The following is a 25,348-nucleotide window of genomic DNA, read 5'->3' on the forward strand; positions in this document are numbered from 1 at the left end:
AACAGCGATCTGTTCCACCGTCGCTATTCGGCTGAACGGATCGCGTACGAGACCTCCCTCGGTCTCAGTCAATATCCGATCCTGTTCTAGCGAGGAGATGGGCACGTGACCATCCGCGTTGGCGTCAACGGCTTCGGCCGCATTGGACGCAACTTCTTCCGGGCGGTTCTCGCCTCCGGTGCCGATATCGAAGTGGTCGCCTACAACGACCTGGGCGACGCCGAGACCATCGCAAACCTGCTGAAGTACGACTCGATCCTGGGTCGCCTCCCCTACGAGGTCAAGGTCGGCGCCGGTGAGATCACCGTCAACGGCAAGACCATCAAGGCGTTCGCCGAGCGCGACCCCGCCAACATCCCGTGGGCCGAGGTCGGCGCCGACGTCGTCATCGAGTCGACCGGCTTCTTCACCGACGGCACCAAGGCCGCCGCGCACCTCGGCGAGACCGTCAAGAAGGTCATCATCTCCGCTCCGGCGAAGAACGAGGACCTCACCGTGGTCATGGGCGTCAACCACGAGAAGTACGACCCCGAGAGCCACCACATCATCTCGAACGCCTCCTGCACCACCAACTGCCTGGCCCCGATGGCCAAGGTCCTCAACGACGCCATCGGCATCGAAAAGGGCCTGATGACGACCATCCACGCCTACACGCAGGACCAGAACCTGCAGGACGGCCCGCACAAGGACCCGCGTCGCGCCCGCGCCGCCGGCCTGAACGTCGTGCCCACCACGACCGGCGCCGCCAAGGCCGTCGGCCTGGTGCTGCCCGAGCTCAACGGCAAGCTCGACGGCTACTCGCTGCGCGTCCCGATCGCGACCGGGTCGATCACCGACCTCACCTTCGAGGCCTCCCGCGAGGTCACCGCCGAAGAGGTCAACGGCGCGCTCAAGGCCGCCGCCGAGGGCCCGCTCAAGGGCATCATGGCGTACACCGAGGACCCGATCGTCTCCAAGGACATCGAGACCGACCCGCACTCGTGCATCATCGACGGCCTCCTGACCAAGGTCATCGGCAACCAGGTCAAGGTCTTCGGCTGGTACGACAACGAGTGGGGCTTCTCGAACCGCCTCGTCAGCCTCGTCGAACTGGTCGGTTAACGATCCGATGAAGACGCTCGACGAACTCCTGAAGGAGGGCGTCAACGGTCGGCGCGTACTCGTACGCGCCGACCTCAACGTCCCTCTCGACGGGAAGAACATCACCGACGACGGCCGCATCCGCGCCGTCGCGCCCACCGTCAAGGCCCTGGCCGAGGCCGGCGCCCGCGTCGTGGTGTGCTCGCACCTGGGCCGCCCCAAGGGCGAGCCCGACCCCGCCTTCTCGCTGGCCCCCGTGGCCCAGCGCCTCGGCGAGGTCCTCGGCCGCGAGGTCGCCTTCGCGGCGGACACCGTCGGGACGGACGCCGAGACCAAGGCCGTCGCCCAGACCGACGGCGACGTCCTGCTACTGGAGAACCTGCGCTTCAACAAGGGCGAGACCAGCAAGGACGACACGCAGCGGGCCGAGTTCGCCGGTCAGCTCGCCGCCTTCGGCGACGTGTACGTGGACGACGCCTTCGGTGCGGTCCACCGCAAGCACGCCTCCGTCTACGACGTCGCGAAGCTCCTCCCGCACTACGCGGGTTGGCTCATCGCGAAAGAGGTCGAGGTCCTCTCGAAGCTCACCGGCAGCCCCGAGCACCCGTACGTCGTGGTCCTCGGCGGCGCGAAGGTCTCCGACAAGCTCGCGGTCATCGACAACCTGCTCGACAAGGTCGACACGCTCATCGTCGGCGGCGGCATGATGTTCACCTTCCTCGCGGCCCAGGGCTACGAGGTCGGCTCCTCGCTGCTCGAGAAGGACCAGATCGCGGTCTGCAAGACCTACCTCGAGCGCGCGAAGGAACTGGGCGTCGAACTGCTGCTGCCGGTCGACACCGTCACCGCGGCCGAGTTCGCCGCCGACGCCGAGCCGCTCACCGTGGCCGTGGACGCCATCCCGGCCGAGCGCATGGGCCTGGACATCGGCCCCGAGTCGGCGACGCTCTTCGCCGACCGGATCGCCGCGGCCAAGACCGTGTTCTGGAACGGCCCGATGGGCGTCTTCGAGTTCCCCGACTACGCCGCCGGCACCAAGACCGTCGCGCAGGCGCTCGTGGACTCCGAGGCGTTCAGCGTGGTCGGCGGCGGCGACTCCGCCGCCGCGGTCCGCACCCTCGGCCTGCCCGAGGACGGTTTCGGCCACATCTCGACCGGCGGAGGGGCGAGCCTCGAATACCTCGAAGGCAAGACCCTGCCCGGCCTGGACGCACTGGAGCAGTGAACATGGCCCACACCCGTCGCCTTGCCCAGCCGGCGCCGCTTCGCGACGCCGCTCCCGAAACCGGAGTGAACGCCGATGTCTGAAACCCGCAAGCCGCTCATCGCCGGCAACTGGAAGATGAACCTCAACCACCTCGAAGCGATCGCGCTGGTGCAGAAGCTGGCCTTCAGTCTCACGCGTGAGCAGCTCGAAGCGGTCGAGACCGTCGTCCTGCCGCCGTTCGTCGACATCCGCAGCGTGCAGACGCTCGTCGACGGCGACAAGCTGACCATCGGCTTCGGCGCCCAGGACCTGTCGGCGCACCCGTCGGGGGCCTACACCGGCGAGATCGCCGGTTCGATGCTCGCGAAGCTCGGCTGCTCGTATGTGGCCGTGGGCCACTCCGAGCGCCGGCAGTACCACAACGAGGGCGACGAGCTGGTGGCCGCGAAGGTCCGCCAGGCGCTCAACAACGGCATCAGCCCGATCCTGTGCGTCGGCGAGGCCCTGGACGTCCGCGAGGCGGGCGACCACGTGCCGCACACCGTCAGCCAGCTGATCGCGGCCGTCGACGGCCTCACCGAGGAAGAGCTCGAGAAGGTCGTCGTGGCCTACGAGCCCGTCTGGGCCATCGGGACCGGCCGCACGGCCACCCCCGAGGACGCCCAGGAGGTCATCGGGGCGCTGCGTCAGGCGCTGGGCGAGAAGTTCGGCGCCGTGGCCGAGCGGGTCCGGATCCTGTACGGCGGTTCGGTGAAGTCCTCGAACGTCGCGCAGATCATGGGCAAGCCGGACATCGACGGCGCCCTGGTCGGCGGCGCGAGCCTCGACGCCGAGGAGTTCGCCAAGATCGTGCGCTTCCCCGAGCACGCCGGCGCGTAGGGCGACTGAGCTCAGCCCGGAACACGCGGGAGCGTAAGGAAATTTGCCCGCAGCGCCGCAAGGCGCTGGGGCGTGAAGCAGGGCCGCCGTACAACGTCGTACGGCGGCTCCTCGCATTTCGGTGGCGCCCCTGGGACTGTCATATCCATATGACGGTCACGCCATCCCCTCGCCAGGCAAGTCGGCTGGTAGCAGCGGATTCTGCCTCGAAATGGGCGAGGGCGAGTGTCAGGTCCGCCTGACAAACCGCTAGACTCGGCCGTGGCCCACGCCCCATGACAGGCCAGAACTGCTGAGAGGACACCCGATCACCGATGACGACGGTTCTGAGTTACGCCCTGATGATCCTCCTGCTGCTGTCCAGCGCAGTGCTGATCCTGATGGTGCTCCTGCACAAGGGCAAGGGCGGCGGTCTGTCGAGCATGTTCGGCGGCGGCATGTCCTCGGTCGCGTCGGGATCCTCGGTCGCGGAGAAGAACCTCACGCGCATCACCATCGGTGTCGGGGTCATCTGGTTCGCCTGCATCGTGGCCTTCGGCCTCCTCCTGCGGACCCTGGTCTAGCAGCGACAGGCCTTACCCGCAGACTTCAACGGACGGCCCGCCAGAGCATCGCTCTGGCGGGCCGTTTCGCTGCGCCTCGACAATGATCTTCGGCCGGCGGGGCGACCGCTGACTGCCGAGCTCTTGACGGGGCGACAACCGGGTAAGAGTCGTTCGGGCCGCCGATAACGGGGGCCGGTCCCGCTGGACGACCGGAAGCGCCTGCGAGGCATCTTGTTCGCGCTCTACATCGGGATCAACTGGAAGCCTCTGCCGCTTCGGCGGGGCGGCGTGCGAAGAGCAACGCTTGCGGGACTTCCTCGTCGGGGTCGCACAGCCACTGGGCCTCGATCACGAAGCCGGCCTCCCGCATCCAGGAAGCCACCTTGTCGGGCTGACGGTGGTGAACGTGGACCGACATGGGGTGGCCTCCATACCCTTCCGTCTTCAGCCGCGAAGTGTCACCGACGTGGAACCCGATCTGCAACGGTCCGCCCGGACGCAGCACCCGGCGGAAGTGCGCGAAGACGGTCGGCACCTCCTCGTCGGGGATGTGGATCAACGACCACCAGGCGAGCAGGCCCGCCACCGAAGCGTCGCTCAGGTGCAGGTCGGTCATCGAGCCCACCTCGAACCGCAAGTCGGGGTGGTCGCGCCGGGCCACGTCGATCATCCCCGGAGAGAGATCGATGCCGAAGGCGTCGACACCGAGGCGGTGCAGGTGGGCGGTGACGTGCCCGGGCCCGCAGCCGACGTCTGCCACGGGCCCTCCGCCGGCGGTCTGCACCTGTTCGGCGAACACCGCCAAAGCGGCGCGAAGGTGAGGGCCGCCGGCGATGGCGTCGCGCAACTGGTCGGTATAGCTGACAGCGACGGTGTCGTAAGAGGTTCGGGTATCGGCCACCCAGTCGTCTGTGGTCATGCCCGACAACCTAGTCCGTCATCGCCATCGCGCCGGCCGCCGGCACGAAGCGGTCGGCGACCGGCCCGCGACCTGGGCCGGCCCGGCAACCGAAGTGGGGCCGGGAGCGAATGCCGCCGCGCTGTCGCCTCCACAGACCCGGCCCCGGGGAACCCGGAGTCGCGACACTTCGACAGTTGACGGGGGACTCCTCGCGATCGTCGAACTTCGCCTGCCTTCGGCCGATTCGTGGTGGTATGCCTTCTATGAAGGCAGTGGCATTGCCTCGCTATGGCGGGGCCGACGGTCGCGAAGTCGTCGATCTTCCCCGTCCGTCGTGGTCGGCCGGCGAAGTCCTCATTCGACTCAAGACCAGTTCGGTCAACCCCGTGGACTGGAAGCTCGGGGCCGGATACCTCGACTCCGTCATCCCGGGGGAGTTCCCGCTCATCCCCGGTTGGGACGCCGCCGGGGTGATCGCCGAAGTCGGCTCCGACGTCACGGACTTCGCCGTCGGCGACGAGGTGTTCGGCTACGTGCGCCGCCCCGTCGCCAAGTGGGGCGCCTACGCCGAGTACATCGTCGCCGAGTCGCACATGATCGCCCACAAGCCCGCCTCGCTCGACCGGGACTCCGCGGGCGGGCTGTCCCTCGCGGGCCTCACCGCGGTCCAGTCGCTCGACGCCGTGCGCGTCAAGGAGGGCGACACCGTGCTCGTCCACGCCGCCGCGGGCGGCGTCGGCACGCTCACCGTCCAGGTCGCCCGGGCCCGCGGCGCCCGCGTCATCGGCACCGCCAGCGCCCGCAACCACGACTACCTCGCCGCGTTCGGGGCCGAGCCGATCGAGTACGGCCCCGGCCTGCTCGAGCGGATCCGGCGGCTCGCGCCCGAGGGGCCCGACGCGGCGGTCGACGCGATCGGCGGGGACGCCGTCGACGTGTCCATCGCGGCGGGCACCGAGCCCTCGCGGGTCGTCTCGGTCGCCGACCCGGCGGTCCGCGAGAAGGGCGGCAAGTACGTGTTCATCGACGTCACGCCCGAGGACCTGCGCACGTTGGCGGATCTCGTCGAGGACGGCCGGCTCACGGTCCCGATCGCGGAGGCCTATCCGCTGGAGCGCACCGCCGACGCGTGGCGCGCGAGCCGGTCCGGCCACGTCCGCGGGAAGATCGTCCTGCGCCTGGCATAAGGGCGGTGTCAGCGTCCGACTCCTCACTTCCTGTGAAACATATTCGTGATCGTCTTTACAGTGTGTGCCTTACGTCATAGAATTGCTGAGGGCGGCGCCCCAGCCGCTCCGACCGGTGACTCCATGACCACACGCAGGGGGTTCGCGCGGTCTCCCTCCCGCGGATTCCCTCCACTGCGGTCATGGCGACGTCTGCCTCGCGCAGGTGTCCACGGTCGACATCCAGATCCCCCGTCTGTTGAGGAGCGATCACACATATGTCCAACGGACAAGCCATCCGAGGCACTCGAATCGGCGCCACCCCGGGACTCCACTCGGAACGCGGCGAGCCGGTGCCCCGGCAGCACGTCACGTACTGGTGCGCCAACGGACACGAGACCGTCCGGTCCTTCGCGCTCTACGTGGACGTGCCCCAGGAATGGGACTGCACCTGCTGCGGGTGGCCCGCCAGCCTCGACCCGAGCAACCCTCCCGCCCGCCAGGCGGCCAAGCCGTACAAGTCGCATCTCGCCTATGTGCGCGAGCGCCGCAGCGAGGAGGAGGCCGAAGACCTCCTCGCCGAAGCCCTCGCCGCCCGCGCCGCCGCACGCGGCGAACGTTCCCTCTATTAGCCGGGCGGTCCCCACCACCGCGCCGGACGGCACGACATCGCAAGGTTGGGCGATGCGCCGCTGACACACCGAAGGGCCCGGATCGGACGATCCGGGCCCTTCCGCGTCTATCAGAACTCGAGGTGCTTCAGCTGCGCCGCGGCGTCCCTGTCGATCAGCCACCGCGTGTGGCCCTGCGCCTCGACGCGGCCGGCGGGCAGCTCGCGCTTCGCGAGGGCCTCGTCGACCGCTGCGGCCTTGCCCTCGCCGGAGGCGATGATCCACGCCGCCGTGGCGGTGTTGATCGCCGGCATCGTCAGCGAGACCCGTTCAGGCGGCGGCTTGGGGGAGTTGCGCACTCCCGCAACCGTGCCCGCGGCCTCCAGCGCCGGGTTCCCCGGGAACAGCGACGCGACGTGCCCGTCCTCGCCGATCCCCAAGAGCAGCAGGTCGAACGCCGGCACACCGGAACCGCCCGCCGAGGCGGCGAGCTCCGCTTCGTACCGCTCGGCCGCCTCCTCCGGCGTGTCCGCCTCGTCGGCGGCCGCCATCGGATGCACCCGCGCCGGGTCGACGGGCAGCCGGTCCAGGAACGCCTCCCGGGCCTGCGTCTCGTTCCGGTCGGGGTCGCCGGACGGCAGGAACCGCTCGTCGCCCCACCAGAAGTCCACACGCGACCAGTCGACGGTCCCGCGCAGGTTCGACGCCAGGACGTTCGCGTAGACCCTCGCCGCGATCCGGCCGCCGGTGAGCACGATCGAGGCCTCCCCGCGGTGCGCCTGCGCGTCCGCGAGCCGGTTGATCAACCGCGCCGCCACCGCTTCGGCCAGGACCTCGGCGTCGTCGTGGACGATCACGGCACCCGAGCGGCTCATGCGTTCGCCCGCTCGGCCTGGTAGTGCTCCTGGAACGTGTCGAGCACCCGCTTGTACGCCGTGTCCGGGTCGATGTGCCGCAGCTCCTCGGCGAGCAGCTGACCCAACGTGCGGCCCTGCAGCGTCTGGCGGCGCTTCGGCAGCCCCGCCTGGCGCAGCACCGTGGTGCCGTCGGCCTCCCGCTGGACCTCCATCGTCTCGCCGCCGTCCATCGTGAACGCCACCGAGGCGATCGCGGGGAGGTGCTCGGAGTTCCGTTCGACCTCGGTGTCCACGATCTCCGGCGACACCCCGAGGCGCGTGTGAAGCCACGCGGCCATGAGCTGCGCCGACGGGTCGTCGTCGTCCGCCTTGATGGTGATGTGCTCGACCGCCTGGTTCACCCCGTCGAAGGCGCTGGCGATGAGCGAGCGCCACAGGCTGATCCGGGTCCAGCAGATGTCGGTGTCCCCGGCCGTGTAGGTCTCGGCGCGCCGGTACAGCGACTCCACGGGGTCGGCCGCGCGGGCCGAGTACGTGATGCGGCGGTCCGCGAAGGTGCGCAGCTCCGCCTCCAGGCCGTACCGGACCGGGTCGAGCAGCCACCAGGTGACCACCGGGACGTCCGAGGCCAGCATGGGCAGCACGATCGAGGTCAGATGGGAGGCGGCGGGGCCGTCGAGGCGCAGGATGATCGCCTCGGCGGAGCCCAGCCGTTCGCCCACGGTCACCTCGGCGTCGATGCGCGGCTCAGCGGCCTCCAGGTCGCGGGGGATCGCCAGGATCAGCCGGTACGGGTGCTCCTGCGAGGCGACGGAGGCGGCCTTCTCGACCTCCTCGCGTTCGTCCTCGGTGGTCAGGGCGACCAGGTTGAGCGCGAGACCGGAGGTGCCGCCGACCTCGTGCAGCAGGCCGCTGAGGGCCTTCATGATGTCGCCGGTGGTGGTGTCCTTCAGATGCACGTCCAGACTCCCCTTCTAGGCCCGGCGCCAGCGGCGGCCGGACGATTGCAGCATGAGATCGGAGCCGGTGGGGCCCCACGTGCCGGACTCGTACGGCTCGGGCTTGGTGCCCGCCCAGTACTCCTCGAGCGGGTCGATGACCGCCCAGGACGCGTCGACTTCCTGCGCGTCGGGGAACAGCGTCTTGTCGCCCAGGAGCACGTCGAGGATGAGCCGCTCGTAGGCCTCGGGGCTCGACTCGGTGAAGGTCTCGCCGTAGCCGAAGCCCATCGAGATGTCACGCACCTCCATGCCGGTGCCCGGGACCTTCGAGCCGAACTTCACGGTGAGGCCCTCGTCCGGCTGGACGCGGATGACCAGCTGGTTGTTGCCGAGCGTCTTGGTGTCGTAGTCGGCGAACGGCATGTGCGGCGCCTCCTTGAAGACCACCGCGATCTCGGTGACCCGCTTGGGGAGGCGCTTGCCGGTGCGCAGGTAGAACGGGACGCCGTTCCAGCGCCGGTTCTGGATCCCCAGCTGCACCGCCGCGTACGTCTCCGTGGTGGAGTTCGGCGGGATGTTCTCCTCGGACAGGTAGCCGACGACGGGGCGGCCCTGCACCCAGCCGTCGGTGTACTGGCCGCGGATCGCCGTGGCCTCGAGGTCGTCGTGGAGCTTGATGGCCCGCAGGACCTTCAGCTTCTCAGTGCGGATCTCCTCGGCCTCGAACCCGTTGGGCTGCTCCATCGCGGCGATCGCGAGGAGCTGCAGCACGTGGTTCTGGAGGACGTCGCGGGCGGCGCCGTTGTCGTCGTAGAACCCGGCCCGGGTGCCGATGCCGACGTCCTCGGCCATGGTGATCTGCACGTGGTCGACGTAGTTGGAGTTCCAGATCGGCTCGAACATCGCGTTCGCGAAGCGCAGCGCGAAGATGTTCTGCACCGTCTCCTTGCCCAGGTAGTGGTCGATGCGGAACACGTCGTTCGCCGTGAACACGCGGTCGACCAGGCCGTTGAGCTCGGAGGCGGACTCGCGGTCCTCGCCGAAGGGCTTCTCGACCACGACGCGGCGCCAGCCGCCGCCGTCCTGGCGGTTGTCGGCCATCCCGGTGCGCTCCAGCTGCTTGAGCACCGTGGGGAACGCCTGGGGCGGGATCGAGAAGTAGAACGCGGCGTTGCCGACGATGCCGTGGGTCTCGCGCAGCTCGTCCAGGGTCTGGTCGAGCTTGTCGAAGGCCGCGTCGTCGTCGAACGAGCCGGGCACGAACTTGAAGTTGCCGGCCAGCCGAGCCCAGACCTCTTCGCGCCACGGGGTGCGCGCATGCGACTGCGCGGCCTCGCGGGCCATCTCCTCGAACGTCCCGTGGCTCCAGTCGCGTCGGGCGAACCCGAGGATCGCGAACGAGGCCGGCAGGAGCCCGCGGTTGGCGAGGTCGTAGATCGCCGGGATCAGCTTCTTCTTCGCGAGGTCGCCGGTGACGCCGAAGATCACCAGCGCGCACGGCTCGGGGATCCGCGGCAGCCGCCGGTCGGCCGGGTCGCGGAGCGGGTTGGTGGAATGCAGGGAAGCGGCCATCTAGCTCAGCTCCCTCACGGCGTGGAGCAACTGGTTGACACCGCGCTTGCGGTGGGTCAGGTGGAGGCGCACGAGCGGGCGGTCGCGGGACTGGAGGGCCTGGCGGTCCCCGGCGGCCTGCGCCGCCTGCAGCCCGGCGAACGTGTAGTCGCGGCCGGGGATGAGCAGGTCTTCGCCGACCTCGCCGGTGAGCTGCAGGAACACGCCCGTGGGGCGACCGCCCTTGTGGAACTGGCCCGTGGAGTGCAGGAACCGCGGTCCCCAACCCCAGGTGACGGGCGCGCCCGTGCGTTCGGCCAGCTCGGCCCGGAGCTTCGCCGCCTCGGCGTCGTCGATCCGGTCCAGGTAGGCCATGACGGCGATGTAGGCGCCCTCGCTGTCGGCGTCGAGGAGGATCTCGCCGAGCGCGCCGGCGACGGTCGTCGAGTGCGAGCCGTAGATCTCCACGGCCCCGTCGACGGCGTTCGGACGCTCCTCCGGGAGGCCGTCGGCGAGGATCCGCTTCGTGTTCTCCTTGGACTCGGTCACGTTCGGCTGGTTGAACGGGTCGATGCCGATCAGGTAGCCCGCGTACGCGGTCGCCAGCTCCCACGCGAGGAACTGGGCGCCCAAGGGGCCGTTGACGACCGCGTCCGGCATCGCCAGCGCCGAACCGGAGCTCGGCAGGCCCGTGGAGGAGCCGCCGACCGTGACGTAGACGCGGTCGGAGCCGCGTGCGCCCGGGGCCCCGGGCTCTTCGAGGACCACGGGCAGCGTGCCCTTGCCGTCCTTGCCGAGGGACTCGGCGATGAGCTGCTCGGCCCAGTCGCCCAGGCCCACGATGCCGGAGCCGTCGTCGGCGATGGTGATCGTCGGCTTGGACGCGATGATCGCACCGAGCACGACCGCCGGGTCGTCGTCGTCGGAGCCGATCGTGGTCGCGAAGGTCTCGGCCTGGTCGATCAGGTCGGCCACGTCGGCGCCCGCGAGCGCGGCGGGGACGAGCCCGAACGCGGTCAGGGCCGAGTAGCGGCCGCCCACGGTGGAGTCGGCGAGGAACAGGTGCGAGCCCTGCTCGTTGGCGAGTTCCTCCAGCGCGGAGCCGGGGTCGGTGACGAACACGAACCGCTTGGTCGAGTCCTCGATGCCGACGCCCTTGAACGCGGCCTCGAAGGCGCGGCGCTGGGAGTCGGTCTCCACGGTGGACCCGGACTTGGAGGACACCACGACGGCGGTGCGCCGCAGGGAGGCCTCGCCGAGCTCGGCGACGATCTGCCCCGGGTCGGTGGTGTCGAGGATGCTGATCCCCAGGTCCAGGGTCCGGGAGATGACCTCGGGCGCGAGCGAGGAGCCGCCCATGCCCGCGAGGGCGATGTGGTCGATGCCCTGCTCGTTGAATTCGGCGCGCAGCTTCGCGAGCGGCGCGAGGAGTTCCTTGGACTCGACGAAGGTGTCGACCCAGCCGAGCCGGATCGCGGCCTCCTCTTCGGCCTCGGGGCCCCACAGGGTGGCGTCCTTCGCCGCGACCTTGGCCGGGACGCCCTCGGCCCTGAGCCGCTCGACGTCGCGGTTCACGTCCACGCCGGTCGTGACCGCGAGGCCCCCGGCCGCTTCCATCTTCCCCATCGGATCGCTCACTTCTGGTCTCCGCTCATGCTGAGCTTGGATTCGATCTGCTCCAGGAGCTGGTTCCAGCTGACGATGAACTTCTCCACGCCCTCGTCCTCCAGCACCTGCACGACGTCGTCGTAGTCGACCCCGACCTGCTCCAGGCGCCGCATGACCTCGGCGGCGTCGTCATAGAACGGACGCACCGTGTCGGCCTCGGTCACGCCGTGGTCCCCGTAGTCGTGGATGGTGCCCTCGGGCATCGTGTTCACGGTCCCGGGGACGATGAGCTCCTCGACGTACAGGACGTCGCGGTACTCGGGGTTCTTCACCGACGTGGACGCCCACAGGGGACGCTGCGGGTGGGCGCCGGCGTCGGCCAGGGCCTGCCAGCGCTCGGACGCGACGACGTCCTCGAACGCCTTGTAGGCCAGCCGCGCGTTCGCGACGGCGGCCTTGCCCTTGAGCGCCTTGGCCTCGTCCGAGCCGACCGCGTCCAGCCGCTTGTCGATCTCGGCATCCACACGGGACACGAAGAACGAGGCGACGGAGTGGATGGTGGACAGGTCGATGCCGGCGGCCTTGGCCGACTCGAGGCCGGCCATGTAGGCGTCCATGACCTCGCGGTAGCGCTGCAGGGAGAAGATCAGCGTCACGTTGACGCTGATGCCCGCGGCGACGGCGGCGGTGATGGCGGGGAGCCCGGCCGGGGTGGCGGGGATCTTGATCAGGGTGTTGGGTCGGTCGACCATCCACCACAGGGCCTTGGCCTCGGCGACGGTCGCCTCCGTCTCGTGGGCGAGACGCGGGTCCACCTCGATGGACACGCGGCCGTCCTGGCCTCCGGTGCTCTGGAAGACCGGGGCCAGGACGTCCGCGGCCCAGCGGATGTCGTAGGTGGTGATGGCGCGAGCGGCTTCCTCGACGCTCACCTTGCGGACCGCCAGGTCGGCGATCTGCTCGTCGTAGCCGCTGCCCTTGGAGATGGCGGTGGCGAAGATGGTCGGGTTCGAGGTGACGCCCACGACGGACGACTCGTTGATGAGGTCTTGCAGGTTGCCCGTCTCCAGGCGGTCGCGCGAGATGTCGTCGATCCAGACCGACACGCCCGCCGCCGACAGTCCTGCGAGGTTCTCGTTCGCGCTCATCGGTTTCCTCCAGCTATCCAGCTAGTTCTGATTCCGCTGTCTCAGTGTGCAGTACTGCTACTGCTGTGCCTTCTTCATGGAGGAGCGGGCGGCGTCCGCCACGGCCGCGGCGGTGATGCCGAACTCCTCGTACAGCTTCTCGAACGGCGCCGAGGCCCCGAAGTGTTCCAGGGAGACGCTGACTCCTGCGTCACCGACCAGGTCGCGCCAGGACAGGGCGATGCCGGCCTCGACCGACACGCGCGCCTTGACGGCCTTGGGCAGCACCGACTCGCGGTAGGCCTCGTCCTGCTCGTGGAACCACTCGATCGACGGCACCGACACGACGCGGGCCTTGACGCCCTCGGAGGCGAGGGTCTCGGCGGCCTGGACGGCCAGCTGGACCTCCGAGCCCGAACCCATGAGGATCACGTCCGGGGTGCCCTCGGTGTCGAGCAGCGTGTACGCGCCCTTCGCGGCGCCCTCGGCCGAGGCGAACTTCGTGCGGTCGAACACCGGGATGTTCTGACGGGTCAGCGCCAGCGCGGCCGGGCGGTCCTGCTTCTGCAGCAGCGTCTTCCAGACCACGGCGGTCTCGTTGGCGTCGCCGGGGCGGATGACGTCCAGGCCCGGGATCGCGCGCAGGCTCGCGAGGTGCTCGACCGGCTGGTGGGTCGGGCCGTCCTCGCCGAGGCCGATCGAGTCGTGCGTCCACACGTAGACCACGGGGGTCTTCATGAGGGCCGCCAGGCGCACCGCGCCGCGCATGTAGTCGGAGAACACGAGGAACGTGCCGCCGTAGGGGCGCGTGGGGCCGTGCAGCTTGATGCCGTTGAGGATCGCGCCCATGCCGAACTCGCGGATGCCGAAGTGGAGGGTCCGGCCGTACGGGTTGCCCGGGTAGGCCTTGGTCTGGCGCGACTCGGGCAGGAACGACGGCTCGCCGTCCATCGTGGTGTTGTTGGACCCGGCCAGGTCGGCCGAGCCGCCCCACAGCTCGGGCAGGACGGGCGCGAGCGCCGAGAGCACCTTGCCGGAGGCCGAACGGGTGGCGACGCCCTTCGCGGACGGCTCGAACTCGGGGAACGCGGCCTCGAAGCCCTCGGGGAACTCGCCCGCCCACAGGCGGTCGTGCAGCGCCTTGCGCTCGGGGTTCTCGGCGGCCCAGTTGTCGAAGTCGGCCTGCCACTGCGAACGCTCGCGCCGGCCGCGCTCGATCGTGCCGCGCGTGTACTCGAGGACCTCGTCGGGCACGTTGAAGGACTTGGCCGGGTCGAAGCCCAGGAGCTCCTTGGTCGCGGCGACCTCCTCGGCGCCCAGGGCCGAGCCGTGCGCGGCGTACGAGTTCTGCTTCTTGGGGGCGGGCCAGCCGATGATGGTCTTCAGGCGGATCAGCGAGGGCTTGTCGGTGACGGCCTTGGCCTGCTCGATCGCCTCGAAGAGGGCCTTCGGGTCCTCCTTGTAGTCGTCGCCGTCGCGCCAGTTGACGTCCTGCACGTGCCAGCCGTAGGCCTCGTAGCGCTGGGCGACGTCCTCGCCGAGGGCGATGCGGGTGTCGTCCTCGATCGAGATCTCGTTGTCGTCGTAGATCAAGACCAGGTTGCCCAGCTCCTGCACGCCCGCGAGCGCGGAGGCCTCGTGGGTCACGCCCTCCTCGATGTCGCCGTCGGAGGCCAGGACGTACACGTGGTGGTCGAACAGGCTCTCGCCGACGGCGGGCTCGGGGTCGAACAGGCCGCGCTCGCGGCGGGCGGCCATCGCCATGCCCACGGCGGTCGCCAGGCCCTGGCCGAGCGGCCCGGTGGTGGTCTCAACGCCCGCGGTGTGGCCGACCTCGGGGTGGCCGGGGGTCAGGGAACCCCACTGGCGCAGGCTCTGCAGGTCCTCGAGCTCGAGGCCGTAGCCGTGGAGGTACAGCTGCACATAGAGGGTCAGGCTCGAGTGGCCGCACGAGAGCACGAAGCGGTCCCGGCCCTCCCAGTGCGGCTCGCTGGGGTCGTGCCGCATGACCTTCTGGAACAGGGTGTGGGCCACGGGGGCGAGGCTCATGGCGGTGCCGGGGTGGCCGTTGCCGGCCTTCTCCACCGCGTCGGCGGCGAGCAGCCGCGCCGTGTCGACCGCCTTCTGGTCGAGCTCGGTCCACTCGAACTTTGCCACTGCGATACTCCTTGGTACTCGTCGTATTTGGGCCTTTGACGTGTGTCTTCTGACCCTACCTACACGGGCTGAACTTTATGCGCAGTCTCTCGGGGGGCGGAATTTCACGGGTTGTGAACCCGCCCACGAGGCGTGCTCGCATCAGGAAGCCCCTGGTAGCGCCCCTGCCCCACGCCCCGACCGCCACCGCACGGACCGTATGGTGGGCGGTGATGAACGAGGACCCAGCCCGCGCCCTGGCCGATCACCCCCGCCCCCAGGCCCGCAATCGCATCGAACTGCCCGAACCCGGCCGCGAGGCCCCGGTCAAGCCGGACCTGCGCGCGCTCGTCGGCGCGTACGTGTCGTTGACGAAGCCGCGCATCGTGGAGCTGCTCCTCATCACCACGATCCCGGCCATGCTCGTCGCGGCCCGCATGGAGTACGGCGGCCTGCCCTCGCTCACCGCGGTCCTCGCGACCATCATCGGCGGCGCTCTCGCCGCCGGGTCGGCGAACGCGATCAACTGCTACATCGACCGCGACATCGACCAGCTCATGGGCCGCACCTCCCGGCGCCCGCTCGCGAAGCACCAGATCCCGCCGCGCAACGCCCTGGTCTTCGGCCTCATCATCGGCGTGATCGCGGTCCTGGGCATGGGCCTGCTCGTCAACTGGCTCGCCGCGGCCCTGACCTTCGGCGCCATCGTCTACTACGACGTCGTCTACACGATCTGGCTCAAGCGGACCACCCCGTACAACACGGTGTGGGGCGGCGCCTGCGGCGCGGCCCCCGTCCTCATCGGCTGGGCGGCCGTCACCGGCCACATGTCCTGGATGGCGTGGGTCCTGTTCGCCGTCGTGTTCCTGTGGCAGCCCCCGCACTTCTACGCGCTGGCCATGAAGTTCAAGGACGACTACATCGCCGCGGGCATCCCGATGCTCCCCGCCGTCGCCCCCGCCAGGCGGGTCGCGATCGAGTCGGTCGTCTACGGCTGGGCCATGCTCCTGGTCTCGCTGGTCGCGGTGCCGCTCGGGTCCACCTGGGTGTACGGCGTCGTCGCGCTGGTGACCGGCGGCATGTTCGTCCTGGAGTGCCACAAGCTCCTCGGCCGCGTCAACCGCGGCGAGGACCCGAAGCCGATGCGGCTCTTCCACTGGTCGGTCAGCTACCTGACGCTGCTCTTCCTGGCCTTGGCGGTCGACAGCTTCCTGATGTAGGGACAGCCGCGAAGGCGGCTCGCGTTACCCTGCTGGGATGAAGACCGCGGGGATCCTGCTGTCGTCGCTCGCGCTCCTGGCGGTCGGAGCGGTGGCGGTGCTCGTCCTCGTCTTGGGCGGCCTGAAGGCCGTCTTCGATCCCGACGGCGGCGTCGTCGACCGGGTCCGTGAAGCGGACTGCGATCGGCAACCCGCCGAGGACCACTTCTGCCCCGGTGAGCCGCGGCCGGCTCAGGCCTTGGTCGCGAGGTAGACGGAGTTCGAGGACTCGCCGCCGGTGTAGGGGTTGTCGAACCAGATCTCCTCGTTCTCGACGTCGGTGAAGACCTCGCCGAGCGCGTTCATGAACTCGTCCTCGGCCGGGTCGTCCGACCACATCGCGAAGCAGCCGCCCGGTTTGAGGTGCGCGGACAGGGCACGGAGGCCGTCGACGGTGTAGAACGCGGTGTGCGGCTCGTGCAGCACGTGCCGGGGCGTGTGGTCGATGTCGAGCAGGATCGCGTCGTAACGGCGCCCGGGCTCGTCGGGGTGGAAGCCCGCCTCGCTCATCCCGGCGGCGAAGAAGTCGGTCTGCGCCAACTGGACCCGCGGGTCGGCGGCCAGGCCGGCGGTGTCGGGGATCAGGTCCTTGCGGTGCCATTCGATGACCGCGTCGGAGTACTCGACGACGGTGAGCGTCTCGACGCGCCGGTCCTCGAGGGCCGCTTGGGCGGTGTAGCCGAGGCCGAGGCCGCCCACGATCACGTCGAGCCCGGTGCCGGGCGTCCGGGCGAGCCCGAGCCGGGCCAGTTCGATCTCCGCGACCGGGAACAGGCTCGACATGAGGAACTCTTCGCCGAGCTTGACCTCGTAGACCTCGCTCTGCACCTCCCGGTCGTACCGGCGCCGCAGGCTGATCTCGCCCATGGGCGTCGATCGCCAGCCCAGTTCCTCGAATCGTGTGCTCATCGGTCAATCGAACCGCGTCGGGGTCCTCACGTTGCACGCGGGGCGGCGGGGAACCCGACTGCGACACGGCGGAGCGCGGCGGGCGAGTGCCCGCCGCGCCCCCGATCGGCTCAGTGGCCGGCGCCGAGTTCGACCAGGAGGACCCCGGCCGCGACCATGGCGATCCCCGCGGCCATGACCTTGGTGAACGGCTCCTTGAACAGGTACTTGCTCGCGACCGCGGTGAGCGCGACGCCCGAGGCGGCCCAGACGCCGTAGGCCACGCCGATGCCCATGCCGAGGTCGAGCACCAGCGTGAGGGCGGTGAGCGCCACCGTGTAGCCGACCGCGACGAGCACGTACCAGGCGTTGCGGCCGCCGGTCGCGGCCCTGAGCGAGAGCGCCGCCGTGACCTCCGAGAGGATGGCGACCGCCAGGAACACCCATGCCATCAGGCGTTCACCTCCTGCGCTTCGCGGGCCGCGGCCCGCTGCGATCCGAACTCGATCGTGACGACCCCGCCCATGATGAGCGCGATCCCCACGCCCATGAGCGCCGTCAGCGGCTCGTCGAAGAGGACGGCGCCGAGGAGAGCCGTGAGGGCCACGCCGAGCGCGCCCCAGACGCCGTAGGCGACGCCGAGCGGCATGCCGGCCCGCAGCGTCCCGGCCAGGAACGCGAAGGCGGCCAGGAAGCCGACCACGACCACGGCGTACCAGACGGGCTGCTCGAGCGCCGCCTTGAGCGAGAGCGAGGCGCTGACCTCGCTCCCGATCGCCCCGGCCAGCAACAGCCATTTCGTGCTCATTCGATGCCCTCCAAGAGGTTCAGCGCGAGTGCGCGCAGGTGATCGCGTGATGCGCCTTCGGGCGGGAACGCGCAGAGCGCCTCGGCGAACCACGTCCCCTCGGCGATGAGGCGGACCGCCATGAGGCGCGCCCGCTCGTCGGCCGGCAGTTCGTCGGGCAGTTCGAGCCAGGGGCGCATCCGTTCGACCCACCGGCCGGTGAGCTGGTCGCGCAGCCGCGGGTCGGCGAACATCACCAGGTCGCCCTGGTCGACCTCGCAATCGAGGGCCCAGCCGAGATAGGCGCGGATGCGGTCGCCGGGCGGGGTCTGCTCGAGCGGCCGGTGCAGCCGGGCGGCCAGGTCCCGTTCCCAGCCGTCGACCACGCGGTCGAGCAGGGCGACCATCAAGGCCTCCTTGGTGGGGAAGTGGTACATCACGCCCGGCTTGGTCAGTCCCGCCTGCCGGGCGGCCGATTCCAGTGAGACGGTGGCGCCGGCCCTGAGCATGGCCACCGCGCCGTCGAGGATCTCCGCTTTCGAACTCATCACTCGACTTTACCAACCAGAAGGTTGGTTTCCCTCATAGAGTGAGCGACCTCACGCTCGCGCTCGCGCCGACCCGGTCGCCGCCCTGAGGCCCTCGCCGGCCTGGTTCGCCTCACCGGCAGGGTCTGACCCGAACCCGCTCGCACCACGGCGATGTCGCACCCCGCCCCTATGCTCAACCGAGCAACCCCGGTCGAACGAAAGACGTCGATGACGAATCACCTTGCACCCCAAGAAGACGACATGCGCCTCCCCGCGGCCTGGGCCCGGTTCGTCCTGCCCCGCCGCGGCCGCGACACTCCCGACGTGAAGCTCGACCCCGGCGCGCTCGACGCCTACCGCGAGCGTCTCCGGCGCACCGCGCCCCAACTGCAGGAGACCCTCCGGCTCCCCGCCAACCGCGACTGGCACGACGACGCGCAGGCCTATCTCCTCGGCGAGCCGAACCCGCGCGGCGCGGCGACCGTGGCCGCGCTGGCGGGCTCCGACGAGGCCGACTCGGACACCGCCCTGCTGCGACCCGCGCTCGACGTCTGGATGCTCGAATTCGGGCTCCCGTTCGCCACCGCCGCCGCGGTCGAACGCCTCACCCGCGTGGTCGACCGGACGATCGCACGGGGCGAGCGCCGCCTCCTCGGCGGCATCGACGCCTACCCGCACCTGCTCATGAAAGGCCTCGGCCACGGTTGCCGCGTCCTGCGCGGACTGCTCGCCGACGCCTCCGACGAGGAATACGCGGCCGCCGTCGCGGCCGTCGCCCCGCTCCGCGACGACCCCGCCCGCCGCATGGCCGCCGCCCTGCTCCTGCCCGACGAGACCGCGTGGACCGAGGAGGCCAGCGCCGACTACGAGCAGCACCAGGACTGGGGTTGGACCGACGTCCTCTTCTGGAACTGGGTCCGCACCCCCGAACAGCTCGCCGCCGCCAAGCTCACTCGCATCAACGAGTACCTCATCACCGTCGAATCCATCGCGGCGCTGACCGACGGCCTCGGCCCGGCGGCCCTGCCGGTCCTGACCGCGACCCTCGACGGCGGCAAGCGCCCCAACGCCGCCGACCGCCGCCTCCTGCTCACCGCGATCGCCGCCCTGCCGAGCGACGAGGCGATGACCTACCTCATCGGCCGCCTGCACGAACCCGACGTCTTCGGCGCCGCCGCGACCGCCGTCGGACACTTCCCCGTGCGCGCCCTCCGGCACCTCGCCCGCGTCGCGGGCGCCACCCCGGTCGAGCGGCGGCCCCGCCTCGCCGCACTCGCCGCCGCCATAGCGGCCGACGCCCGCGACCACCTCACCGAGACCGAACGCGCCGCCCTCGACACGCTCGTCACCGCGACGTCGGCCGTGCCCGCCGCGGCTCTCGGGGACCTCCCGCCCCTCCTGGCCTCCCCGCCCTGGACCGGCAGGCGCCCCAAGCGACAAGCCGTCGTCCTCGAAGGACTCGAAGCACCGTCCGAGACCGTCCTGGTCTGGGCCCCAGGCGAACAGGAACGCTGGGCGAACCTGCACCATCTGGACTACAGCGGCTACGACGACCGGCGGTGGGCCGCGATCGCCGGCCGGCCGCATCCGTCCCACGACTCCTGGGTCACCGAACTCGTCGCCTTCGCGCCGCCCGAGCTCGCCGCCCGCTTCAAGGACCGATGGAACGGGAAGATGAGCACCTATCAGGGAGAGGCCATGCTGCGGCGCATCATCGGCCGATTCGGGGCCGAAGCGGCCGACCGGGCCGTCGCCGCGGTCGCGCGGCACCACCAGTTCACCGCGGCGCTGCTGCCGATCCGCGGCGTCGCGGCCGCCAGGCTCGCCGCCGAGCGGCTGGGCCTCAAGTCGGCGCGGCCGCAGGCCGCGGCCTGGTTCGACCGGCACGGCGTCGACGCGGCGGCCCTGCTCGTCCCCGACGCGCTCGGCACGGACCCGGCACGCCGCCGAGCCGCCGAGACCGCGCTGGCGCACCTCGCCCGCACCGTCGGTCCCGACGCCGTCCGCGACGCCGCGAGACCTTATGGGCCCGAAGCCTTCGAAGCCGTCAGCGCCCTCATGGACGCCGACCCGCTCGAACCGGTCGGCGCCAGGATCCCCAAGCCCGGCCCGTGGGCCAACGCGGCCATGCTCCCGCAGGTCCTCCTGGCAGGACGCGAGCGCGCCGTGCCCGCCGCCGCGGTCCCGCATCTGGTCACCGTGCTCGCACTCGGCGCCCCCGAGTTCCCGTACGCGGGCGTCGACGTGGTCGCCGAGGCCTGCGACCGCGAGTCCCTGCGGCGCTTCAGCTGGGCCCTGTTCGAGGAGTGGATCGCGATCGGCGCGCCCTCGAAGGACGGCTGGGCGCTCACCCAGCTCGCGCACGTCGCCGACGACGTCACCGTCAGCCGCCTGGCCGCGCTCATCCGCGAATGGCCCGGCCAGGGCCAGCACAAGCGGGCCGTCACCGGACTCCGCGTGCTCGGCGCGATCGGCAGTGAGGCCGCCCTGCGGGCCATCCACGCCATCGCGCAGAAGGCGAAGTTCAAGGCCCTCAAGGAGGAGGCGGGCCGCCAGATCGAAGCGGTCGCCGAAGGGCTCGGCCTGAGCACCGAGCAGCTCGCCGACCGGCTCGTGCCCGACTTCGGGCTCGACGACGCCTCCAGCATGGTGCTCGACTACGGGCCGCGGCGGTTCCGGGTCGGCTTCGACGAGGCGCTGAAGCCGTTCGTCACCGACATGGACGGCAAGCCCCGCAAAAGTCTCCCCAAACCCGGCGCGAAGGACGACGCGCTGCTGGCGCAGGCCGCCCGCGAACGGTTCGCGTTCCTCAAGAAGGAACTGCGCACCGTCGCCGCCGACCTCGTGGGCCGCCTCGAGTCGGCGATGATCCAGGGCCGCACCTGGACCGCGGAGGAGTTCCGCCGGCACTTCACCGACCATCCGCTGGTGCGCCACCTCGCCCGCCGCCTCGTCTGGACGGCCGAGGCCGACGGCGAGCGCATCGCGTTCCGCCTCGCCGAAGACGGCACCCTCAGCGACGCCGACGACGACGCGTTCACGCTCCCCGACGAGGCGACGGTCCGCCTCGCCCACCCGATCCTCCTCGGGGACCAGGCGGGCCGGTGGGCCGAGATCCTGGCCGACTACGAGATCCTGCAGCCGTTCGAGCAGCTCGGCAGGCCGATGTACGCGTTCGAGGCCGCGGACCTGGCGACCGGGCGGCTGACCCGCTTCGAGAGCACCGTGGTCGAGACCGGCCGCATCCTCGGCATGACCAAACGCGGCTGGGAACGGGCCGCACCCGCCGACGCGGGCATGGAGCCCGGCATCGCCTACCGGATCGCCGACGACGCCTACCTCCTGGTCGAACTCGACCCGGGCCTCTACGCCGCCGCCTACGAATCGGCGACCGAGCAGACCATGCGGCAGGTCCGGCTCGCGGCGACGGCGAACTTCTGGAGCGGCGACGCCGGACCCGACGTGCTCGCCCGCTTCGCGGACCTCGACCCGCTGCGCGCCTCCGAAGCGCTCGCCTCACTGCACCGCTTGGCGGGCAAGGAATAGCGCCTCTGCCGGCCCGGCTCCGAATCCCCTTGCGGAGCCGGGCCGCAATGGTGTCCACTGTGCTGACCGCTGTGGCGTTCACCGCGCGTGCCGGCGCGGACACCGTGTCGTACCCGGTTCCTAAGCTGTCGCCCATGACCGAATCCGACACCCCCGCAACCGAAGCGGCGACGCTGCCCGACGAGGACCGCCTCGCCTTCCCCGACACCTGGAAGCGCTTCGTCCGGGCCCGGCGCGGCCAAGGCAAGCCCCGCCGGATCAAACTCGACGCCGAAGCCGGACGGGCATTCCTGGCCGACCACGCGGACCGGGCCCGCAAGCGCCTGGACCTCGCGGGCAATCGGGAATACCGGAACCCAGGGCTCGCCTTCCTCGACGGCGACCCCGATCTCCTCGGAGCCGCCGCGGTCATGGCGCTCGCCAGTCCCGCGGTCACCAGGACCCAAGTCGTCAACCGTCCGATGTTCGACCTCGTCACAGCCGACCACGGCCTGCCGTTCGCCGTCGCCGCGCTCGCCGAGGCGCTCACCTTCCAGGTCGACCAGACCGGCCCCCAGAACACCCTCAGGCTCCGCCGGATGGCGTTGAACAGCCATTTCTGGTCGAAGCTACTGCAGCACAAGGAGATCAACGACGTCCGCGCCCTCCTGGCCGGGGCCTCCGACGCCGACTACGCGGCGGTCGTGGCCGCGGTCGCCCAGCGGCGCACCAGCCCCGCGCACCGCGTGACCGCGAGCCTCCTGATCCCCGACGAACACGCCTGGATGGACGAGGCCTGCGCGGAGCACCACCGGCACCAACCGAGCGAGTCCTGCACGAGCCTGCTCCTCGAAGTGGTCGCGACCGGCCCGCAACTGGCCGTCCTGGGCGTGAAACAGATCGGTTCCCCCTGGGTGCAGGCGGCCGAGATCGCCGACCTCCTGCACCGCTTCGGCGGGGAGGCCTTTCCCGCCGTCGCGCACCACCTCGACGGCTACATCGACGGCAACGAGAAGAAGATCCTGTTCCGGGCGCTCGCCGCGATGCCCACCGACCAAGCCGTCCAGGCCCTGCTCGACCGCCTCGACGAATCCGCCGCCGCGGGCTTCGCGATGGAGGCCGCCGCGAACTTCCCGCGGCGGACGCTCCGCCTCATCGCCGCGCGTCTCCCGGACGCCGGGCCCGACGAGCAGAAGCGGCTTTCCGCACTCCTGTACGCCGACCCGATCCTCCTCGAAGCCGCCTTGCCCGAGACGGACGAGCAGACGCGAGCGGCGATCGCGACGCTCACCGCGGAGCACCGGCGCCTCCCCGAAGCCCCGGACGAGTCCCTGCCGCGACTGCTCACCTCGCCGCCGTGGACCGGCGCCGCACGCGAAGCGGTCGTCATCAAGGGCCTGACCCCACCGCCGATCAACCGACTCGTGTGGGCCGAGGGCGAGCGCGAAGCGTGGTCCGAAGAGGACACGTACGGTATGCGCCACTACGGCGACCGCGACTGGGAGCGAGAGGCGCAGGACTTCGACAAGCGGTCGAGCCGCTCCCAAGCGATCGTACTCGCCTTGGCGCCCAAAGCCATCGCGCAAGACCTCCTGCCTCGCTGGCGGATCCGCGACCAGTACTTCGAACTGGAACTGCTCCAGCGCATCGTCGTGAACCTCGGCCCCGACGCGGTGGAGCAGGTCGCGGCGGCCACCCCCTGGGACGCCTCGATGCGCGAGGTCCTGCTGCCGATCGCGAACCTCACCGCCGCCCGGATAGCCGCCGACGCGCTCGCGCGGCTGAAGACCATGCGCGCCTTCGCGCTCGCATGGCTCGACCGCCACGCCGCCGACGCGGCGGCGCTGCTCGTCCCCGACGCCCTCGGCAAGACGAAGCGGCCCCGCATCGCTGCGGCAACCGCACTGCGCTACCTGGCGTCGACACACGGCGCCGATCTCGTCAACTCGGCCGCCGTCCAATACGGCGAGGAGGTCGCCGCGGCCGTCGCCGCGTTGGTGGACATCGACCCCCTGCAACCGGTCGGTGTGCCGATGCCGAAGCCCGGCGCATGGGCCTCCCCGGCGGCGCTGCCGCAAGTGCTGCTCGCCGGGCGCGAGCGGGGGCTCTCGCAGGAGGCGACGCGGCACCTCATCACCGTGCTCGCCCTCGGCACGCCCGAGTACGACTACCCGGGCGTCGCGGTCGTCGCCGAGACCTGCGACCGCTCCTCCCTGGCGCGGTTCTCGCTCGCGCTGTTCGAGCAGTGGCTGGCGGCGGGCGCCCCATCCGAGGACGGCTGGGCCGTGACGCAACTGGCGCACTTCGGCGACGACGAGGCCGTGCGCGTCCTCGGGCCACTCGTCGCGACCTGGCCGGGGGAGAGCCGGCACCAACGCGCCGTCACCGGTCTGCGGGTGCTCGGGGCGATCGGCACCGAGACCGCGCTCCGGGCGATCAACCGGATCGCCGAGAAGGCCAAGTTCGACAGGATCAAGGCCGAAGCGTGGGACCAGATGGAGGCGGTCGCCGAACGCCTCGGGCTGACGGCCGAGCAGCTCCGCGACCGGCTCGTGCCGGACTTCGGGCTCGGCGAGGAGGCCGCGCTGGTCCTCGACTACGGGCCGCGGCGGTTCCGGGTCGGCTTCGACGAGGCGCTGAAGCCGTTCGTGACCGATATGGACGGCAAGCCCCGCAAGACGCTGCCGAAACCGGGGGCGAAGGACGACGACCTCTTGGCCGAGGCCGCGTACCGGCGGTTCGCGGTGCTGCGAAAGGAACTGCGCGAGGTCGCGTCCGAGCAGGTGCGGCGCCTCGAACGCGCCCTGGTGAGCGGGCGGACCTGGAGGTTCGACGAGTTCGAGGAGCACTTCGTCCGGCACCCGCTGATGTGGCACCTGACGCGGCGGCTCGTGTGGACGGCGAGCGCGGTCGGCGGGCCGGTGGCGTTCCGCCTCGCGGAGGACAAGGGCTGCACCGACGTCGACGAGAACGAGTTGCGCCTGCCCGGCTCCGCGGTGGTCCGGCTCGCGCACCCGGCGCTCATGGAGCGGGGCGAGATCGAGTCGTGGTCGGCGATCTTCGCCGACTACGAGATTCTGCAGCCGTTCCCGCAGCTGGGGCGACCGGTCATGGCCTTCATGGACGAGGAGCTGCGAACGGGCCGCCTGACGCGGTTCGAGGGGATCACGGTGCACGTGGGTCGGCTGCTGGGGATGACCAACCGGGGTTGGAGCCGCTCCGAACCGCTGGACGGCGGGGTCGAGCCGGGGATGACCCGGTGGCTCAAGGGTGCGGGTTGCATCGTGATCGACCTCGATCCGGGGATCCTGGTCGGCGCGATCGACCAGTGCCCCGACCAGACGCTGCGGCAGGTCGTGGTCGCGAACGAGGGCTTGGGCGGCTGGAGGGTTCCCGAGCCGGTGCGCGACTTCGGGCCGGTCGACCCGGTGGACGCCTCGGAGGCGCTCACCGCCCTGGCGAATGCGACCGGAGTGAGCTGAACGCCCTCCGGCCGTCCCCAACCCCCACCTTCCCGAGAGGGGTAGAGAAGGTAGGGCGAGCCCGGCAGCCGGGTCCGACAAGAATCCGCGCCGCCGGGCCGCCCGTCCGCAAGATCCACCCGATCGGGTGCGGTCCGAGCGAGGGGTGATGGACCGGGCGCGGTTCGCACGCCGAATCAGACGGCAGATCAGGCGACTCGGACGCCGCGAAACCGCCGCTCCCAGCCCGGGTGCCGCCCTCGCTCAGCGGCACTGCGGCCGTTCGAAC

The 25,348-nt window shown here is 70.8% G+C and carries 21 protein-coding genes; 10 read left to right on the top strand and 11 right to left on the bottom strand.

The annotated features are described in order from the left end of the window. Positions 1-105: 105 nt before the first annotated feature. The 4 genes from gap (at position 106) to secG (ending at position 3,729) form a co-directional block, all read left to right on the top strand. Entirely contained in the window at positions 106-1,101 is a 996-nt protein-coding gene (gene gap / locus K3N28_RS14680; protein ID WP_228093297.1) for a type I glyceraldehyde-3-phosphate dehydrogenase, read from the top strand. 7 nt (positions 1,102-1,108) lie between these two features. Next, positions 1,109-2,305: a phosphoglycerate kinase gene (gene pgk, locus K3N28_RS14685; RefSeq protein ID WP_228093298.1), complete on the top strand. Its 1,197-nt coding sequence runs from the start codon at positions 1,109-1,111 to the stop codon at positions 2,303-2,305. A gap of 75 nt (positions 2,306-2,380) precedes the next feature. Continuing rightward, complete coding sequence (gene tpiA, locus K3N28_RS14690; RefSeq protein WP_228093299.1) at positions 2,381-3,166, top strand: triose-phosphate isomerase; 786 nt, start codon at positions 2,381-2,383, stop codon at positions 3,164-3,166. Positions 3,167-3,480: 314 nt separating this feature from the next. Next, entirely contained in the window at positions 3,481-3,729 is a 249-nt protein-coding gene (gene secG / locus K3N28_RS14695; protein ID WP_228093300.1) for a preprotein translocase subunit SecG, read from the top strand. A 235-nt stretch (positions 3,730-3,964) separates the two neighbouring features. Here secG and K3N28_RS14700 read toward each other — a convergent pair whose 3' ends face one another. Further along, the gene (locus K3N28_RS14700) at positions 3,965-4,630 is read right to left on the bottom strand and encodes a class I SAM-dependent methyltransferase (RefSeq protein WP_228093301.1); all 666 of its coding nucleotides are present in this window, start codon (positions 4,628-4,630) and stop codon (positions 3,965-3,967) included. 245 nt (positions 4,631-4,875) lie between these two features. Here K3N28_RS14700 and K3N28_RS14705 point away from each other — a divergent pair, with 245 nt between their 5' ends. Then, entirely contained in the window at positions 4,876-5,799 is a 924-nt protein-coding gene (locus K3N28_RS14705) for an NADP-dependent oxidoreductase (RefSeq protein WP_228093302.1), read from the top strand. 257 nt (positions 5,800-6,056) lie between these two features. Further along, positions 6,057-6,410: an RNA polymerase-binding protein RbpA gene (locus tag K3N28_RS14710; RefSeq protein ID WP_228093303.1), complete on the top strand. Its 354-nt coding sequence runs from the start codon at positions 6,057-6,059 to the stop codon at positions 6,408-6,410. 110 nt (positions 6,411-6,520) lie between these two features. On the opposite strand, the gene pgl is transcribed toward K3N28_RS14710, so the two are convergent. From pgl to tkt, 6 genes are read right to left on the bottom strand one after another with little or no spacing between them, the layout of a single operon-like run. Further along, complete coding sequence (gene pgl, locus K3N28_RS14715; protein WP_228093304.1) at positions 6,521-7,264, bottom strand: 6-phosphogluconolactonase; 744 nt, start codon at positions 7,262-7,264, stop codon at positions 6,521-6,523. Continuing rightward, on the bottom strand, positions 7,261-8,205 hold the full coding sequence (locus K3N28_RS14720; RefSeq protein ID WP_228093305.1) for a glucose-6-phosphate dehydrogenase assembly protein OpcA: 945 nt from the start codon (positions 8,203-8,205) through the stop codon (positions 7,261-7,263). The genes pgl and K3N28_RS14720 overlap by 4 nt, the downstream gene beginning before the upstream one ends. Before the next feature lie 15 nt (positions 8,206-8,220). Then, positions 8,221-9,759, bottom strand: coding sequence for a glucose-6-phosphate dehydrogenase (gene zwf, locus K3N28_RS14725; RefSeq protein WP_228093306.1), 1,539 nt, complete (start codon positions 9,757-9,759; stop codon positions 8,221-8,223). Continuing rightward, the gene (locus K3N28_RS14730; RefSeq protein WP_228093307.1) at positions 9,760-11,376 is read right to left on the bottom strand and encodes a glucose-6-phosphate isomerase; all 1,617 of its coding nucleotides are present in this window, start codon (positions 11,374-11,376) and stop codon (positions 9,760-9,762) included. It lies immediately after the preceding gene. Further along, positions 11,373-12,494 carry a transaldolase gene (tal, locus tag K3N28_RS14735; protein WP_228093308.1) on the bottom strand — a complete coding sequence of 374 codons (1,122 nt, stop codon included), beginning with the start codon at positions 12,492-12,494 and terminating at the stop codon, positions 11,373-11,375. Before tal ends, K3N28_RS14730 begins: the two co-directional genes overlap by 4 nt. A 57-nt stretch (positions 12,495-12,551) precedes the next feature. After that, a complete protein-coding gene (tkt, locus tag K3N28_RS14740) occupies positions 12,552-14,630 on the bottom strand; it encodes a transketolase (protein WP_228093309.1) in 2,079 nt (692 codons plus the stop codon). A gap of 212 nt (positions 14,631-14,842) precedes the next feature. On the opposite strand from tkt, the gene K3N28_RS14745 reads away from it, so the two are divergent. Further along, a complete protein-coding gene (locus K3N28_RS14745) occupies positions 14,843-15,829 on the top strand; it encodes a heme o synthase (protein ID WP_228093310.1) in 987 nt (328 codons plus the stop codon). A 37-nt stretch (positions 15,830-15,866) separates the two neighbouring features. After that, complete coding sequence (locus K3N28_RS14750) at positions 15,867-16,082, top strand: hypothetical protein (protein WP_228093311.1); 216 nt, start codon at positions 15,867-15,869, stop codon at positions 16,080-16,082. Here K3N28_RS14750 and K3N28_RS14755 read toward each other — a convergent pair. From K3N28_RS14755 to K3N28_RS14770, 4 genes are all read right to left on the bottom strand, one after another. Continuing rightward, on the bottom strand, positions 16,061-16,777 hold the full coding sequence (locus K3N28_RS14755; RefSeq protein WP_228093312.1) for a spermidine synthase: 717 nt from the start codon (positions 16,775-16,777) through the stop codon (positions 16,061-16,063). The genes K3N28_RS14750 and K3N28_RS14755 overlap by 22 nt on opposite strands. A 110-nt stretch (positions 16,778-16,887) precedes the next feature. Next, positions 16,888-17,208: a multidrug efflux SMR transporter gene (locus tag K3N28_RS14760; protein WP_228093313.1), complete on the bottom strand. Its 321-nt coding sequence runs from the start codon at positions 17,206-17,208 to the stop codon at positions 16,888-16,890. Beyond that, positions 17,208-17,564, bottom strand: a complete 357-nt coding sequence (locus K3N28_RS14765) for a multidrug efflux SMR transporter (protein ID WP_228093314.1) — start codon at positions 17,562-17,564, stop codon at positions 17,208-17,210. The genes K3N28_RS14760 and K3N28_RS14765 overlap by 1 nt, the downstream gene beginning before the upstream one ends. Continuing rightward, the gene (locus K3N28_RS14770) at positions 17,561-18,091 is read right to left on the bottom strand and encodes a TetR/AcrR family transcriptional regulator (RefSeq protein ID WP_228093315.1); all 531 of its coding nucleotides are present in this window, start codon (positions 18,089-18,091) and stop codon (positions 17,561-17,563) included. The genes K3N28_RS14765 and K3N28_RS14770 overlap by 4 nt, the downstream gene beginning before the upstream one ends. Before the next feature lie 210 nt (positions 18,092-18,301). Here K3N28_RS14770 and K3N28_RS14775 point away from each other — a divergent pair, with 210 nt between their 5' ends. Both K3N28_RS14775 and K3N28_RS14780 read left to right on the top strand, forming a co-directional pair. Next, positions 18,302-21,619, top strand: a complete 3,318-nt coding sequence (locus K3N28_RS14775; RefSeq protein WP_228093316.1) for a DUF4132 domain-containing protein — start codon at positions 18,302-18,304, stop codon at positions 21,617-21,619. Positions 21,620-21,753: 134 nt separating this feature from the next. Continuing rightward, a complete protein-coding gene (locus K3N28_RS14780) occupies positions 21,754-25,080 on the top strand; it encodes a DUF4132 domain-containing protein (RefSeq protein WP_228093317.1) in 3,327 nt (1,108 codons plus the stop codon). Positions 25,081-25,348 lie beyond the last annotated feature (268 nt).

Source organism: Glycomyces sp. TRM65418, assembly GCF_019710475.1.
GTDB lineage: Bacteria > Actinomycetota > Actinomycetes > Mycobacteriales > Micromonosporaceae > Glycomyces.